This is a genomic window from Massilia sp. TWR1-2-2 (assembly GCF_049897565.1).
GTDB lineage: Bacteria > Pseudomonadota > Gammaproteobacteria > Burkholderiales > Burkholderiaceae_D > JAFCUW01.
Genome location: NZ_JAFCWM010000056.1, coordinates 1 through 16,020 on the forward strand (window position 1 = coordinate 1; position 16,020 = coordinate 16,020).

The 16,020-nt window shown below is 57.1% G+C and carries 14 protein-coding genes; 8 read left to right on the forward strand and 6 right to left on the reverse strand.

Annotation, left to right across the window (positions count from 1 at the left end):
• Positions 1-211 precede the first annotated feature (211 nt).
• Together brxF and ACP7DD_RS25455 are read left to right on the forward strand one after the other, a co-directional pair.
• The gene (brxF, locus tag ACP7DD_RS25450) at positions 212-670 is read left to right on the forward strand and encodes a BREX-3 system P-loop-containing protein BrxF (protein WP_426178063.1); all 459 of its coding nucleotides are present in this window, start codon (positions 212-214) and stop codon (positions 668-670) included.
• Between the two features lie 181 nt (positions 671-851).
• A complete protein-coding gene (locus tag ACP7DD_RS25455) occupies positions 852-1,853 on the forward strand; it encodes an NAD(P)/FAD-dependent oxidoreductase (RefSeq protein ID WP_426178065.1) in 1,002 nt (333 codons plus the stop codon).
• A gap of 6 nt (positions 1,854-1,859) precedes the next feature.
• Here ACP7DD_RS25455 and ACP7DD_RS25460 read toward each other — a convergent pair whose 3' ends face one another.
• Together ACP7DD_RS25460 and ACP7DD_RS25465 are read right to left on the reverse strand one after the other, a co-directional pair.
• Positions 1,860-2,555 carry an SDR family oxidoreductase gene (locus ACP7DD_RS25460; RefSeq protein ID WP_426178081.1) on the reverse strand — a complete coding sequence of 232 codons (696 nt, stop codon included), beginning with the start codon at positions 2,553-2,555 and terminating at the stop codon, positions 1,860-1,862.
• A 64-nt stretch (positions 2,556-2,619) separates the two neighbouring features.
• Positions 2,620-3,078 (reverse strand): fasciclin domain-containing protein, encoded by a 459-nt coding sequence (locus tag ACP7DD_RS25465; RefSeq protein WP_426178066.1) that lies wholly within the window; start codon positions 3,076-3,078, stop codon positions 2,620-2,622.
• A 303-nt stretch (positions 3,079-3,381) separates the two neighbouring features.
• Here ACP7DD_RS25465 and ACP7DD_RS25470 point away from each other — a divergent pair, with 303 nt between their 5' ends.
• Positions 3,382-3,921, forward strand: coding sequence for a heme NO-binding domain-containing protein (locus tag ACP7DD_RS25470; protein WP_426178067.1), 540 nt, complete (start codon positions 3,382-3,384; stop codon positions 3,919-3,921).
• Positions 3,902-5,911 carry a putative bifunctional diguanylate cyclase/phosphodiesterase gene (locus tag ACP7DD_RS25475; protein ID WP_426178068.1) on the forward strand — a complete coding sequence of 670 codons (2,010 nt, stop codon included), beginning with the start codon at positions 3,902-3,904 and terminating at the stop codon, positions 5,909-5,911. The genes ACP7DD_RS25470 and ACP7DD_RS25475 overlap by 20 nt, the downstream gene beginning before the upstream one ends.
• Positions 5,912-6,157: 246 nt before the next feature.
• On the opposite strand, the gene ACP7DD_RS25480 is transcribed toward ACP7DD_RS25475, so the two are convergent.
• Complete coding sequence (locus ACP7DD_RS25480) at positions 6,158-6,727, reverse strand: lipocalin family protein (RefSeq protein WP_426178069.1); 570 nt, start codon at positions 6,725-6,727, stop codon at positions 6,158-6,160.
• Between the two features lie 250 nt (positions 6,728-6,977).
• Here ACP7DD_RS25480 and ACP7DD_RS25485 point away from each other — a divergent pair, with 250 nt between their 5' ends.
• Positions 6,978-7,121, forward strand: a complete 144-nt coding sequence (locus ACP7DD_RS25485) for a DUF2256 domain-containing protein (protein ID WP_426178083.1) — start codon at positions 6,978-6,980, stop codon at positions 7,119-7,121.
• Positions 7,118-8,515: a DASH family cryptochrome gene (locus ACP7DD_RS25490; RefSeq protein ID WP_426178071.1), complete on the forward strand. Its 1,398-nt coding sequence runs from the start codon at positions 7,118-7,120 to the stop codon at positions 8,513-8,515. Before ACP7DD_RS25485 ends, ACP7DD_RS25490 begins: the two co-directional genes overlap by 4 nt.
• A 308-nt stretch (positions 8,516-8,823) precedes the next feature.
• Here ACP7DD_RS25490 and ACP7DD_RS25495 read toward each other — a convergent pair whose 3' ends face one another.
• On the reverse strand, positions 8,824-9,486 hold the full coding sequence (locus ACP7DD_RS25495; protein WP_426178073.1) for an SOUL family heme-binding protein: 663 nt from the start codon (positions 9,484-9,486) through the stop codon (positions 8,824-8,826).
• 726 nt (positions 9,487-10,212) lie between these two features.
• Between ACP7DD_RS25495 and acnA the strand changes: the two genes are divergently transcribed.
• Entirely contained in the window at positions 10,213-12,978 is a 2,766-nt protein-coding gene (gene acnA / locus ACP7DD_RS25500; protein ID WP_426178074.1) for an aconitate hydratase AcnA, read from the forward strand.
• Between the two features lie 366 nt (positions 12,979-13,344).
• Here acnA and ACP7DD_RS25505 read toward each other — a convergent pair whose 3' ends face one another.
• Both ACP7DD_RS25505 and ACP7DD_RS25510 read right to left on the reverse strand, forming a co-directional pair.
• On the reverse strand, positions 13,345-14,151 hold the full coding sequence (locus tag ACP7DD_RS25505; RefSeq protein ID WP_426178076.1) for a GGDEF domain-containing protein: 807 nt from the start codon (positions 14,149-14,151) through the stop codon (positions 13,345-13,347).
• Positions 14,152-14,618: 467 nt separating this feature from the next.
• The gene (locus ACP7DD_RS25510; RefSeq protein WP_426178078.1) at positions 14,619-15,518 is read right to left on the reverse strand and encodes a LysR family transcriptional regulator; all 900 of its coding nucleotides are present in this window, start codon (positions 15,516-15,518) and stop codon (positions 14,619-14,621) included.
• Positions 15,519-15,581: 63 nt separating this feature from the next.
• On the opposite strand from ACP7DD_RS25510, the gene ACP7DD_RS25515 reads away from it, so the two are divergent.
• Positions 15,582-15,947 carry a hypothetical protein gene (locus ACP7DD_RS25515; protein ID WP_426178080.1) on the forward strand — a complete coding sequence of 122 codons (366 nt, stop codon included), beginning with the start codon at positions 15,582-15,584 and terminating at the stop codon, positions 15,945-15,947.
• Positions 15,948-16,020: the final 73 nt, after the last annotated feature.

Genomic DNA, 16,020 nt, shown 5'->3' on the forward strand with positions numbered 1-16,020 from the left:
TCAAGGTCGGAAAAACTCTTCTGCATGATCAACTGGACGGTAGTGTGCGTGCCGTTATTGTCTCAGGTCTTGCTAGCAGACGGAACCAGTGCCCGAAGAATAAATCAGTGCTTCCCTAGCACTTTATGGTGTAAAGAATGCGTTGTTAGCTCCAGGTTATCGCGCACCTGACCACATACGGCACGACGTCGAGTCGTATTGAGGAGCGAGCATGCTAACAAAACTGGAGCAATACCTAGGGCAACTTTGCGAACTCAACACCAAACTGATTGTGTTGGCCGGGCCACGTGGCAGCGGGAAGACCAAGCTGCTCTGCGAATTGAGAGAAAAATTGGGCGTTCAACCGCTCAACATCAACTTGGAGTTGGGGAGCCGTTTGGCAGTTACCCCGCACGCTGCGCGCGGATTTTCTGTCGGTCAGCTGCTGCGCGATATGGCCGACAGAGAGACCAATGAAGGCGACCTGCTGTTGCTCGACAACCTGGAGTTGTTGTTTGAGCGCGGCCTGCAGATCAACCCGCTTGATCTGATCAAACGGTTGGCACACTCAAAACCCGTTGTGGCCGGGTGGCCCGGCAAGCTGCGCGGGAATCGGCTGTATTACGCGGGAATGACTCATTCAGCATATCGCGACTACGACGCTGAAGGCGTGGTCGCACTGGCAATTTGAAGTTTAAGGGAACGAGGAAAACATGGCTAATAAGATGAAATACGGTGATCTGTGGTGACGACGCGCGGCTGCACGAGCAACTCAACCATGCAGCCGGGTCTGTCCGCGTTTTGCTGGAGGCCGCGCTTGAGCGGCTGGCGCGCGCCGAAGGCTTGCCGCTGCTTGCAGGGATGTAAGCACCATGGCCGCCGCTGACATCACAGCGCCGCGCCACGTCGCCATCATAGGCGCCGGGCTGGCCGGCCTGAGTTGCGCTTACGCGCTTGAGCAAGCAGGTGTCCGGGTAAGCGTATTTGAAAAGAGCGGCGGTCCGGCCGGGCGCATGAGCACCCGGCGCGGCGACGGTTGGCAATGCGATCATGGCGCCCAATACTTCACCGCGCGTGACCCACACTTCCGGGCGGAAGTGGCGCGCTGGGAGCGGGCCGGGGCGGCTGCGCGGTGGGACGCGCACGTGCGACGCTTTAATGCCGACGGCACCGCCGACGAGAGTGGCGCTACCGAGCGTTTTGTCGGCACGCCACGGATGACGGCGCCTGCGCTGTTGCTGGCGTCCGCATTGAACGTGCAAACCGGGGTCACGATTAGCGCGCTGCAGCGCGAAGGCGCGCTTTGGCGCTTGCATGTGGAAGATAAGGCGCCGCTCGTGCAACTTTATGATGCTGTGGTGCTGGCGGTGCCAGCGCCGCAGGCCGCGGCGCTGTCGAGTGACGTCGCGCCGCTACAGGCAGCCTTGGCCGCCGGGACCGCGATGGAGGGGTGCTGGGCCATGATGCTGCAATATGCGGCGCCGCTGAACCTGGGTTTTGACGCCGCTTTCGTCAACCGCGGTTCGCTACGCTGGGTCGCGCGCGACAGCGCCAAGCCTGGGCGCACCGGCAGCGAGTGCTGGTTACTGCACGCGAGCGCGCAGTGGAGCGAGGCACATATTGAGTTTGATGCGGACCAGGTCGCCGCTCAGTTGCTGGCGGCCTTTGCCGAATTGGGAGCGCCCGCGCCGGAACGCTGGCGCATGCACCGCTGGCGCTACGCCAGCACGGTGCAGGCGCGGGACGAGGTCTGCATCTGGGACGCGGGGCTGCAACTGGGTCTGTGTGGCGACTGGCTGAACGGCGGCACCGTCGAAGCGGCTTGGTTGAGCGGGCGCGCGCTGGCATGGCGCATTGCTACTGCTTGGCCTTAGGTTTCGCTACCAGGGCAGTTCCGCTGCGTCGTACGATCTGAAAGAACCGCTATCGGCAGGCGTAAGCTGGTCGAGAACGTTCAGCATGTCGGTCGCGGCATCTCGCGCGGGACGGCCGATGGTTTCGCCGCGAAAAGGGCGCGACAGGCGCGAGTTCACGGTGCCCGGATGCAGCGCAACCAGCACACTGTTCTTTTGCGTGCGCGCCAGCTCGATCGCAGCAGTCTTGATCAGCATATTCAACGCAGCCTTTGACGCTCGGTAGCTGTACCAGCCACCCAGCCGGTTGTCGCCAATGCTGCCCACCTTCGCCGACAGCATGGCCATGACTGCCCGTTCGCTGTGCAGGAGCGGCGCAAAGTGGCGCATCACCAGCGCGGGACCGAAGGCATTGGCTTGAAACGTGACTTGCATCTGCGCGTAATTCATATCTGCCAAGCGCTTTTCAGGCATGAACGATTCAGCATGCAAGACACCTGCTGCATTGATAATGAGGTGGTAGCGCGGGCCAGCAGTCAGTGTGCTTGCGGCTTCGGCAATGCTGCCTTCGTCTGTGAAATCGAGGTGGGGCAAGCTCTGCCGGTGGAGCGCTTGCACCGAGGCGCAACGCGGGCATTCCCGCAGCAGATCAACAAACGCTGCGCCGATCGTGCCGGATGCGCCGATTATCAACGCGTGAAACTGGTCAGGCAGGCTGGTCATCATCGGGCGCGTTTCCACTGTTGATTGAGCAAGGCGCCAGCACGGATGCTGGCGCTGTTTAACACTACATCTTCGGCATCAGCACCGTGTCGATGACGTGAATCACGCCGTTGTCGGCGGCAATGTCGGTCTTGGCAACGTGTGCATTGTCGATCATGACTTTGCCGCCTTTGATCTTGACGGTCACCGAGCCGCCTTCCACTGTCTTGACCTTGCCCGGCTTGACGTCAGCTGCCATGATCTTGCCCGAGACGACGTGGTAAGTCAGCACCTTTGCCAGTGCTTCTTTATCCTTTAGCAGTGCAGCCAGCTTGGCCTTGGGGATCTTGGCGAATGCCTTGTCGGTTGGTGCGAATACCGTGAACGGGCCCGGGCCCTTGAGCGTGTCCACTAGGCCGGCTGCTTCAACTGCTGCCAGTAAAGTTTTGAAACTACCTGTGGACTTTGCGGTATCGACGATGTCGGCGGCACGGGCCGCACCAAATGCGAAGGTGAGCGCAGCAACCAGTAAGAGCTTTTTCATAGTGTAGTCCTATATAATTCAAGTTAAATGAACCGGAAATGAACCGGTAATAAACGGTACTTTTCGGATCCTAGTCAGTTAAACTGCGGAAGTCTAACGAAATTCGCAATAATTTCAATTATAAGCGGTTCAAGTGCGGTTCATCTGACCTGCGTCTGTTAGGGCCGGGCCGGCACGAAGGCATCGTTCATACAAGCATTTTTACGCCATATTGCCGACGCCGTCGTCCACAACTGGGAACGTTTTCAACTATTGTTTTCAGCTACAATAAGTTTAGTATATTTCTCAAAATACGGGAGCTTCATGAAAGGCATCGTCTTCAATTTGCTTGAGAAGGCCGTCAGTACAGAGTTTGGCGAAGAGACTTGGGACAAGCTGCTCGACGAAGCGAATCTGTCGGGCGCCTACACGTCCCTCGGCAGTTATGCCGACGACGAGATCGTCGCTCTGGTCGGCGTTGCGTCGAAGGCGCTCAACCTTCCGCCCTCCGACGTCCTGCGCTGGTTCGGCCAACGCGCCATGCCCTTGCTGTTCGCCCGTCATCCCGGCTTTTTCAACGACCATGCCGAAACACGCAGCTTCCTGCTCTCACTGAACAACATCATTCATCCAGAAGTGCACAAACTGTATCCGGGTGCGATTACGCCGGTGTTCGATTTTGGGTCCAACGATGATGGCAGCTTAATTATCGGCTACAGCTCGCCGCGCAAGTTGTGCGCATTAGCGGAAGGCTTTATGAGGGGCGCCGCCCAGCATTTCCATGAGCATGCGGAGATCGAGCAGCAACAATGCATGCATGAAGGCGCTTCTAAATGCGTGTTCCATGTCCGATTTCAGCAATGATGCGGCGGCGCTCAACGCCGAGATCGCACGCCTGAACCGACGCCTGCTGCGCGCGACTACCACGCGCCATGAAGCTGAAGCGATCGCCGAACGCGGTCTGCGCGATCTGTTCCAAAGGCAGCAGGAGATTGTCTTGCTGGAAACGATCTCTACGGCAGCGAACCAGGCTACCAGCGTGGAAGACGCGATGTGCCACGCCCTCGCCGCAGTATGTAAGTTCGCATACTGGCCGCTGGGCCATCTGCTGCTGTCCGATGACGGCATTGACCAGACGCTTCATTCCACGACCACTTGGCATGACGAAAGCGGTGGTGAGTACGACGCCTTACGTGCGCTGACTGAATCGATTGCATTTAGCAACGGTACCGGCCTTCCTGGTCGGGTAGTTGAAAGCGGTGCGCCGGCTTGGGTCAACGTCGGCAGTCTTAATGCGGATGCCTACCCGCGTCTGCCGGAAGCGAAGCGCGCAGGCTTGCGCTCATTGTTTGCGTTCCCCGTGATGATCGGCACCGATGTAGTGGCTGTGCTCGAGTTCTTCAGCATGAAGCACCAGACCCCTGACGAGGCGCTGCTGCGCTTGATGGCCCAAATCGGCATCCAGCTTGGACGCGTGGTCGAACGCAACCGTACCAAGACCAGGCTGACGCACGACGCGCATCACGATCCGCTGACCCAACTGGGAAACCGCAAACTATTTCTCGACCGCCTGCAGCAGGCTGGACGACGCGCTAAGCGCCTACCAGGCTACAAATTCAGCGTATTATTCGTCGACCTGGACCGGTTCAAAGCGGTCAATGATGGCCTGGGGCACCAGGCAGGTGACCAGTTGATCATCGCCACCGCCAACCGCTTGTCTTCCGCGCTGCGCCAGACCGATCTGGTAACGCGTGGAAATGAGGACGACGGCGGCGAGGATATCGTGGCCCGCATGGGCGGCGACGAATTCATTATTTTGCTCGACAATATCAGCAGCGAGCAGGTTCCAGTGCGCGTAGCCGAAAGGCTGATTAACGTCATGGCCGAAGCCTTCGCGCTCGATGAGCAGCAGGTCATCGTCACCGCAAGTATCGGCATCTCCCAAAGCGCGAGCGGCTACGAGGACGTGAAGGACATGCTGCGCGACGCCGATATTGCCATGTATTACGCTAAGCAGCAGGGCCGGGCACGCTGGGTCATGTTCGACACCGTCATGCAGCAGAAGGCCTTACGTCGGTTGCGGCTGGAATCGGAACTGCGCTTGGCGCAAGACCGGGGTGAATTGTGGCTGGCCTACCAGCCGATCGTCAGCTCTCGCGATGGCCTGATTTGCGGCTTCGAGGCGCTGCTACGCTGGGACCACCCGGTCTACGGCGCGGTTGGCCCGGCCGAATTCATCCCGGTGGCCGAAGAGATCGGCCTGATTAACGCGATGGGTTCCTGGATCCTCCTGCATGCATGCCGGCAGCTGCGCACCTGGCAGCACGACAGCGGCCGCTCGATGACGATGAGTGTGAATCTATCGGCCATGCAGCTGTCCTACGACGGCCTGACCGCGCTGGTTGAACGGACTCTGAACGAGACGGGCATCATTGCAGGCACCTTGAGGCTGGAATTGACAGAAAGCGCGATCATGGCCGCCCCTGAGCACGCACTGGGCATCTTACTGCAGTTAAAGCAACTGGGCGTCAAGCTATCGCTCGACGATTTCGGTACCGGCTATTCTTCACTGAGCCAATTGAGGCGCCTGCCGATCGACACCCTGAAAATCGATCGTTCCTTCGTCAGCCAGATGGACCTGCACGATGACAAGCGCCAGATTGCCGAAGTGGTCATGATGCTTGCTCACATCTTGGGTATGGACGTAGTAGCCGAGGGGGCCGAAACGGCCGCCGAGGTTAAGTTGTTGTGGGAAATGGGTGCCGATTTTGTACAAGGTTACTATTATTTCAAGCCCATGCGGGCCGATGCAGCCGATGCGGCTTGGCGCGAGCAAAGTGCAATGTGGTTATAAGAATTTCCAAGTTTTAGCAAGCTCGATATTTCAGTGTCACTTGGCGTCCCTGCGAGCTGCTTTGGTTCTGGACCGGAAATTGACCAGATACGAGGGGCGATCGAGCCCGTACACGTACACGACAGCGCCAATTGCATGAGTGAGCGTTGCGTGAACGATGTTCTTGATGGCCCGGAGCGGAATCGAAGCACCGACACAAGGATTTGCAAGACCGGCGTCTTGCAAACGACGCCCATGTATTGCCGGCTATTCCTGCTGGGTTGGAGTAAGTTTTCTTACATCCAATCCCTGCTCCGCCAGGCGCGCTACCAGCGCTGTGTAGCGTGCCTTGTCGACCTTGGGCGAGCGCGAAAGGATCCACAGGTACTCGCGTTTCGCTTCGCTGACGGCGGCCAACTGGTACCCAGGGTCCAGGTCAATGACCCAATAGTCGCCCCATACCATCGGCAGGAAGGACAAAATAGCCGGAGCGAAACGCACCTTTAACCGGGGTGAGTCTGCCCCCCCGACTTGGCGCGCGACGCCGATGGCCTCCTCGGTTTCGCCATTGGAGGTGCGGCAGCGGTTCACCACTTGAAGCGTGCCATCGGCCATGGCGGAATACGTCGCCTTGGTGAACCCGGCGCATTTTTTCTGGAATCGATTGGGAAATTTAGCGATTTCGTACCAGGTTCCCATATAACGCGGCACGTCCAGCGCCGCAATGGTGGCGAGTGATTTGGCAGCATTAGCGGGCGGTGCATCGGCGGCACCCGCGCTAAAACTAAACACCATCAATAGCGATGCGATCGCGCTTGCTTTCATGTTTGTTTTCATATTCTTACCTCAAAGTTACCATGTTTGTCATCGTAGCAGCCGCGACCTTCGAGCGGCGCACGGACGCCAAGTCCTGGAGCGTCGGCCTCGGTGTCAACCTTCATGGCAATCGGCATCACACCTGTGCCATCGCGTTCTTGACATCGAGCAGGCTACCCGGTCCCTGACCTCACAACTTGTGTTATAACTTCGTTCAGCTCAGGTGGCGCACCATCAAATGCGAGCTTAGTCAAAGATTGTTCAAATGCGCATGCGAAAAAAATCCGACTTTCCGAGCAAACTCTGTCAGCAATGCAATCTGCCATTTACATGGCGGAAAAAATGGGAAAAAGTGTGGAGCGACGTGAAATACTATTTAGATCGCTGTCGTCGAGATAGCAAACGTAAAGCATGAATACATCGATACCGCTTGCTGCATCCGATGCTGCCGCAACGTCACCAACGACGCTCATTTATTGGTTCCGCAATGATTTGCGCCTGGATGATAATCCAGGATTGCTTAAGGCGTGCCAGAAAGCAAACAATTTATTGCTTGTATACTGCCATGACGTCGCCGCGTGGCAAATGACGCGATGGGAAGTGCCACGCACCAGTCGGCATCGCCAGCAGTTTCTGGCATCAACCTTGGCTGACTTAGCAATGCAATTGAAGTCGCACGACAGTCGGTTGCTGGAGGTAGAAGGACCGCCAGCCGAATTGCTGCCCGCATTGGCGCGTGCAATTGGCGCGACCACGATCTATTGCGAAGAAATTGCCGCACCAGAAGAGCAAGAGGAAGTTGCCGCATTACGTGCCGCGGGTTTGACCGTGGAGACAGTGTGGCAATCGAGCCTGCTCGATCCAACCGACTTGCCCTTCGCGCTTGATGATTTGCCTGATGTTTTTACCAGCTTTCGCACGACGGTGGAGCGCCACCACGTTCTGCCGCCGCCGCCGCTGGCAAGACCGCAAAAAATTCCGGCGCTGCCGCCGGCCTATGCGGCCTTGGTCGAAAAATGGGGTGCGACTAAGGGCGCGATCTCGTCCGGGTTCGCCGATGCGGAGCCAATTGAGCATCAAGCTTCAAATTCGGTCACGTATCGAACTGGCGGGCGCTCATCGTTTCCGTATTTTTTACCCCTGTTTTCTGGCGGCGCAAGTGCAGCCTCTGAACATTTGCACCAGTATTTCGATCGCAAGCTGGCGCACACCTATAAGCTGACACGCAACGGTATAACAGGTGTCGATTATTCTACTAAATTTTCCCCGTGGCTGGCATCCGGAGCGATGTCCGCTCGCCAGAGCTATGCTGTTTTGAAGGAATTCGAAGCGGCGCACGGCGCCAACGACAGCACCTACTGGATTTGGTTCGAGTTGCTATGGCGTGACTATTTCCGCCTACTGCATCTGAAGTACGGACCGCAGCTTTACCGCGCACAAGGCCTAACCAGCTTGCCCCAGCCCAGCCACGATGCGCGCGCATTCGACGCGTGGTGCCAGGCCAGAACCGGAGAGTCGTTTGTCGATGCAGGGATGGCAGAACTCAGCATCACCGGCTATGTTTCCAACCGCCTGCGTCAGGTTGTCGCCAGTTACCTGATTCATGATATGGGTTGCGACTGGCGAGCAGGTGCGGCCTGGTTTGAGGCGCAATTGATAGACTACGACGTCTACAGTAATCAAGGCAACTGGTTGTATATCGCTGGTCGAGGAACCGATCCGCGAAACGGAAGACGATTCAATATCCAGAAGCAGGCCCATGACTATGATCCTGACGGGGCATATCGACGGCTCTGGAGCGCACAGTAAAGAAGGACGATGAAAACGCCTGGTGCACCCCGGACTGGCGCTCGAATTGATACTGACAGCAGTGCGTAAGAGACAGATTGCGTTCAGCACCGTGCAGAAAAAATTTGAGCGATCTTGGCACCAATGGCCGATCTGTGTGAACACCCCACGGGATTAGTAGGGGGGAAGTGGTGGTAAATGCTTGAGGTGAGGGGGCACTTGAAATAGCCCGGAGAGGAGGACTTTCTGCTCGACGATCCGGCACCGCACGCTGGGCCGACCGAGGGCATGCTGATCCCACAGCAGCCCGCTTCCTGCCGTGCTTCCGATCAATCCAGGTTCAGCCAAATCTCGTTGCGTCTCATGAACCAGGGGGTCATAGGGCTGTCGTAGCGGGAAAGCACGGGTTCGCCCTTCCAGGCAATATTGGCTGCGCGCAGCCCTTCCTGGAGTCTGGCTAAATGCTTGTCATAATTCGATTCCGACCAAAAGCCGGAATAACGGATCACCGCAAGCTGCTTGGGCGGCACTTCGCGCAGCATGACGCGGGGATCGAGGGGTTCCGGCGCATTTTCTTTAGTTATGCCTCTAGGCAGAACAAATTGCACCAATATGCCGCCGGTGGCGACGCTCTGGGTCACCGGCGCCGTCATTTCCAGTTTTACGGGGGCGGGGGTCTGGGTCACGGGTGCGGTCATGGCAAGCTTGCGTTCGCCCTTGTTCTTGCCGAAGATATAGCCCGCCAAAACGGGAAATGCGCGGTTCCCTGCATCGCTGGCGGGAGCCGGGACCAGTACCTCGGCGACGGTGTAGGCCGCGTATTGGCGAATTTCAAAATCTGAGAAAGTTCGCAAGACGGTGTAGGAGGGTTCTTCGGTCGCGTTGCTGGTCGCAGGCAGCATTGTCAGCGAGAACACGCTCGCAAGGGTTGCCATCAATATCGTACGCCGAGGCCTCGCACCTCGGCTGGCGTCGTGAATGGAATATTTCATGGAGAAGTTTTTGAGGTGTGGGTTAATCGGACAGCATACTCTTTTTGGGCTAATTCCCCGTGATGTTGGCGCCGATGAGTTTTTGACCCAGGGCGCCGATTTTCAATGACCCATCTCCGTGGTCTGAAAGGTGCATGCAGTAAGAATTTAAAAGGTCTTGAGATGGGGCGGTCAAAATCGGCAGCGTGGGTTAGTTTGGCGTCAGAGCCAATACAAACTGAGCCTTAAATTGTCGCCGGACTAGCCGCTTGCCGAATGCGGGCCGCGCCTGCCCTTGACCCTTGACCGCACCGACGACGTCGTTGCAATGCCTGCTCGACCGGCCCAATTGAGGCGATATCTGCTGTCAAACTTCACTCAAAACACCGAGGGTCGGAATACCCGACTAATTTAGTCAACAATCAAGCTTATAATACTTAACTAATTTACTCAACCATGCTGTTCAAGCGGTTGTTTTTCCAAACCAGATTGCGCATAGCGCAAAGAAGCCACAAGCTGCGCACAAGAGAAGTCTGGACTGGACCCACATTGAAGCGGTTGCCACAGGTCGTGCCTGAAACCGGTTTGCGCCAGCGGTGGCGGCTGGGATTTGCTCTTGGCGGCGGCGCGTTGCCACCCTCAAGAGCGTGCTGTTCGCCTCGCAGAACCTGTCGTACCTTGCTCACGAGGAGCGCTGATCTCTGATAGATTGAAAGTCTTTCTGCATGTTAACGCCGTCCGAAATCCATGGCAATTCCTTTTCAGGAGCACCAATTGAGCGATTCTTTCTCCACCCGCGACCTTCTCACCGTCAACGGCACCGACTACACCATCTTTAGCCTGGCGAAACTGGGCCAGCGCTTCAACTTGGCCCGACTGCCGTTCTCGATGAAAATCCTGCTAGAGAATTTGCTGCGCTGCGAAGACGGCGTGTCGGTCACCAAGGCGTCGATCGAGGCCGTGGCGCAGTGGAAAGCGACGGACGAGCCGGCAACGGAAATCGCCTTCATGCCGGCGCGGGTGGTGCTGCAGGATTTCACTGGCGTGCCCTGCATCGTCGATTTTGCGGCGATGCGCGACGCCGTCGTCAAGCTCGGCGGCTCGGCGACCAACATTAACCCGCTGATCCCGTCCGAGCTGGTAATTGACCATTCAGTGCAGGTCGATTCCTACGGAAAGCCCGACTCGCGCGACATCAACAGCGAGATCGAATTTGCCCGCAACGGCGAGCGTTACAGCTTCCTGCGCTGGGGCCAGAAAGCGTTTAACAATTTTAAGGTGGTGCCGCCCAGCACCGGCATCGTGCATCAGGTGAACCTGGAAAACCTGGCGCGCGTGGTGATGGCGCGCGATATTGAGGGCGTGAAGTACGCTTTTCCGGACACCGTGTTTGGCACCGACTCACACACCACGATGATCAATGGCCTGGGCGTGCTGGGCTGGGGCGTTGGCGGCATCGAAGCGGAGGCCGCGATGCTGGGTCAGCCAAGTTCGATGCTAATTCCGCAGGTGGTCGGCTTCAAGCTCATCGGAAAGCTGCCCGAAGGCGCGACCGCAACCGACCTGGTGCTGACCGTCACGCAAATGCTGCGTTCGCTCGGCGTAGTCGGCAAGTTCGTCGAATTCTATGGCGACGGTCTGAATCACCTGCCGCTGGCCGACCGCGCGACGATCGGCAACATGGCGCCGGAATACGGCGCCACGTGCGGCATCTTCCCGATCGATGACGAATCGCTGAACTACCTGCGCCTGTCCGGGCGCAGTAAGGAACAGATCCGCCTGGTCGAAGCCTACGCCAAGGCGCAAGGCCTGTGGCGCAGCGACCAGGAGGCCGAGTACAGCGCGACCCTGCATCTGGACATGGGCACCGTGCTGCCGTCACTCGCCGGTCCGAAGCGACCGCAAGACCGCGTGCTGTTGTCGGACATGAAGCACAATTTCACCACCAATTTGAATGGTTTCGTCGCCAATCGCAAGCCGGGCAAGGTTGCCGTGCAACGCTTCGAAGACGAGGGTGGCGACACCGCCGTCGAGCATGACACCTCGGTCCACGCGTCGAGCCCAGCGTTGAAGGGCAGCGATTTCGCGCTCAAGGACGGCGCCGTGGTCATCGCCGCGATCACCTCCTGCACCAACACCTCCAATCCCGCGGTGATGCTGGCGGCCGGACTGGTTGCTCGCAATGCCGTGGCCAAGGGTCTCAAGACCGCGCCATGGGTCAAGACTTCCATGGCCCCGGGTTCCCTGGTGGTGACCGATTACCTGACCAAGGCAGGCCTGCTGGCGGACCTGGAACAGCTCGGCTTCTTCATCGTCGGCTACGGTTGCACCACTTGTATCGGCAATTCCGGCCCGCTGCCCGACGACGTCTCGCGTGCCATTGCCGGGCAAGACCTGGTCGTCGCCGCGGTCCTGTCCGGCAACCGCAACTTCGAAGGCAGGGTGCATCCGGAAGTGAAAATGAATTACCTGGCCTCGCCGCCGCTCGTGGTCGCCTATGCGCTCGCCGGCACGGTGAACATCGACTTGACGAGTGAGCCGCTAGGCACCGGCAGTGATGGCGAACCGGTCTACCTGCATGACATCTGGCCGTCGAACCAGGAAATAGGGGACTTGATCGCACGCAATGTCAGCCCGGAGCTGTTCAAGCGCAACTATGCCAATGTCTTCGCAGGCGACAGCCGCTGGAACCAGATCACCTCGCCCGATGGCGCAGCATTCGAATGGGACCAGGCTTCGACCTATATTAAAAATCCGCCCTACTTCGAAGGCATGCAGATGAGTGTCGGCAGCATCGGCGACATCCATGGCGCGCGCCTGCTTGGCCTGTTTGGCGATTCGATCACCACCGACCATATTTCGCCGGCCGGCAACATCAAGGCCGATTCGCCAGCCGGTCGTTTCCTGCAATCGCGCGGTGTGCAGCCGGCGCACTTCAACTCCTACGGCTCGCGTCGTGGCAATGACGACGTGATGGTGCGCGGCACCTTCGCCAACATCCGCATCAAGAACCTGATGCTGGCCGGAGAGGAAGGTGGCGCCACCATCCACTATCCGTCGAACGAGAAGCTGGCGATCTACGACGCGGCGATGAAATACAAAGCTGACGGCGTGCCGCTGGTGGTTGTCGCCGGCAAGGAATACGGCATGGGTTCATCCCGAGATTGGGCGGCCAAGGGCACGCTGCTGCTAGGCGTCAAGGCCGTGATCGCCGAAAGTTTCGAGCGCATCCATCGCTCCAATCTGGTCGGCATGGGGGTGCTGCCGCTGCAATTCATGGCCGGTCAGAATGGCGCATCCCTGGGCTTGACGGGCGATGAGTCGTTCGACATCACCGGTCTGCGAGATGGTGCTGGCCGAATCGCCGACGTTGTCGCCACCAGCGGTGATGGTCGCCTGGTTTCCTTCAAGGTGCAGGTGTTGTTGATGACGCCCAAGGAAGTCGTGTACTTCCGCCACGGCGGCATCCTGCACTATGTGCTGCGCCAGCTGGCGTCCAGAAAGGCTACGTGATCGCGGCCTTGCAGCAAGTAGCAAGGCGTCCTTGCTGTGGACCGGATGAAGCCGATTGACGTTCGTCGCATCGGTCGATGTAGGGGTCTAAGATGCAGTGGATCGGTTATGGAAAGCTTTGCATAACCGTTCTTATGAAAAGCAGATGCTTATGGAAAGCTGCCGTCTAAAACGTCGTACGTAGCGGGGCCACAAGCTAATTTTGCTTCCCATAATATTTTACTGGCGCCACCCCGGCGGCATCGGCAGCGTCAGCAACTTGGGGATGACCGTTTTTGCCCCACTGCTGCCGCTCGCCGTTTTTCTCACGACCGTCCGGTGTCCGCTGAAAGTTGCCATTCGCTTATTTCTCCGAAGATGCCTATCTCAAGAAATCTGCTCAACGACCACGCGATCTTTCCTTTCCTTTTTCACCGAATACATTACATCATCAGCCTTCGCCATAAGTTCAGCAAAAGTGAATGATGTGTCAGCGGAAGCCGTCACTGCCCCAATGCTTGCACCGGCGCGGTTGTCGAAAGACTGCAGAAGGGGCCGAAGGCTTGTCATCATTCGATCAAGTAATATTTTCGCTTCTTCCAGGTTCGTATCAGGTAGCAAGACAACGAACTCGTCGCCACCAAAACGAGCAATGAAATCAATTTCCCTCAGTACCTCCGTCATGCATCTGCTGACAGAAACTAGAAGTGCATCCCCTGCCGCATGTCCCTGCGTATCATTGATGAGCTTGAAATTGTCCAAGTCGATCATTGCAATCGTAAAATCGTGCCCGTACCGCGCCGAGCGAGCCTTTTCAAATTCAGCCGCTTCGGAAAACCCGCGGCGCGTTAGTAGGCCTGTTAACGGGTCGGTTCGACTTTCCGCATGAAGGTGGTTGAACATTGACCGCAGGAAGTACATCTGCAGGCCAAATATGACGAAAACTATCAGCACTGAGGAGTAGGCCAATCCCACCTCCCAGTACAGCGCTTTGCCCGGCAAATTTTGCGCTGCCGAAAAGATTCCGATGACAATGGAGATAACGACAACCAACGCGGTAATTATTGCCCCGCAATACCAAGCTGCAATAAAAATCGGTAGGAAGTAGAATCCAGTTATAAAAATGTAGTTTGGAGTTACGATGTCGAGCCAGGATAAAAGCCCGGTCAGTGATGCCACGACGCCGTAGCGCATTATTGCAGGCGCCCGCTCAAAGCGAGAGCTTAAGGACTTTATATGCGCTAACGAACTCATCACGAACCATTCTTATCAGGAACCTACAGGGACTTGACTCGCTTTTTTGTGGACACCTATTCAAATCATGCTTCGCACTCAACGTCTGCAATGCGTTGAGAGCTGCGATTCATTGTGTGACTTATTTGTGGTCTGACAGACGGTTCTGGCCGATAGCTGCCTGCCGAGAGATGATAGCAGCTTGGCAATCGGAAAACATCGTTGAGTTCACAACCGGCCGGAATCGCACCAATGCTGACATCCAAGTCAAAGTACGATTTGCCTGCATTTTCCTTCTTCATCCGCTTCAGCGCGCCAACGCGGTCCCCCTGCGTACCGAAACGGCAAAGACGAAAAAGTACAGAAGAATCACCAGGCGCAAAACCACACAAAAAGATGACTCAGAAAAACTGCTGAAATGTCTTAATTTATGTGGATTGGGGCGAGGCCGCCCCGGACAGCAGTTGATCTAGCACTGCAATGCGATGACGGTGTGGTGTGGTGATAGCGTAAAAGCGTTCCTGCAAGGTCGTTGAATGACCAACGGCCACGAGAACACCGGTCCGTAGCTCATCTTGCACCACGACTTCTGGCAGCACTGTCAACCACCCACTGTCGCGCGCAATCAAGCGAAGCATGGCCATGTCATCCACCTCTGCTCGGAGTCGAGGGTTCACGCCTGAAGAAGCGCACAGCGCATCGAATTGGGCGCGCAAGGCGTGGCGCGGACCAGGCAAAGCTATGTCTTCACCATCCAAGTCATCAGGAATGCGCAGGCTCTTTGATTTCCAGCGGCTGGCCGGCCCCACTACAGAGATCGACTGACTACCGAGAAACCGACAATGTAGAGGACGATCTGGATTGACTGGGACGGTTTCGTTGGCAAGCACTACATCCAGTTGATGCTGAACCAGTCGCAAGATCAGCCCTTCCAACAGTCCAGACTCCAAGGTCAGTACGATCGAAGGGTTTGCGAGCATTGGTCGAATCCAGTTCTCCTGGTAGTTGCGCGAAAGCGTGGCAACACTGCCCACGCGCAGCCGAGTAATCCCGACTGATCGCCCCTCCAACCGACCAAGCATCTCTTGGCCAAGGCCGAAGATGTTGTCGGCGTAGGCAAGCACTAACTGTCCGGTGTCGGTCAGCGTCAGACGACGGCCTTCACGGATGAACAAATCCTCGCCGATGCGCTCTTCCAGTTGGCGAATCTGGGCTGAAATTGCCGATTGGGAGGTATGTAACTCCTCGGCCGCCCGGGTAAGGTGCCCCACCTTCGCGACTCGCCAGAAGTAGAAAAGATGATGGAAGTTAAGTTGGTCGAGCTGCATAGTTCTGTTTTATGTATCGATTTGTTCTAATCAATGTATTTTACAGAACATGCTAACACGAGCATGATCCCCCCCAACGAATTTCAAGAAAGTCATGCGATGAATGTTCCCCAGATCTTTTTCTCGACCAGCGCCCTGGCGCCCGTCGTTTTGATGGCTACAGTGGCGCTGCTCACCCGGGTGGATCGATTCTCGACAGCAGGGGTATGGCGTATGTTCCAGATCATCTCTGGTGGCGCATTCGCATTGACCATAATTTTCGTCTGCGCGGGACCCACCAGCTCGCACTGGCCTTCGGTTTTGCAAACATCGACCTTCGGTCTGATCCTCGCCTTGCTAGTGCAACTTTTGGGCACGATCATCGGTGGGTTTTCCTCCCGCTACTGTAAGCGTCCAGTCCACCCACCTTCCATTGCCAATTCCACCTAGCCATACTCCGGTTTTGAAAAGGAGATAGGAATGGCAAATATCGAACGCGAAGCGCTGTGGAAAGAACGCGTCG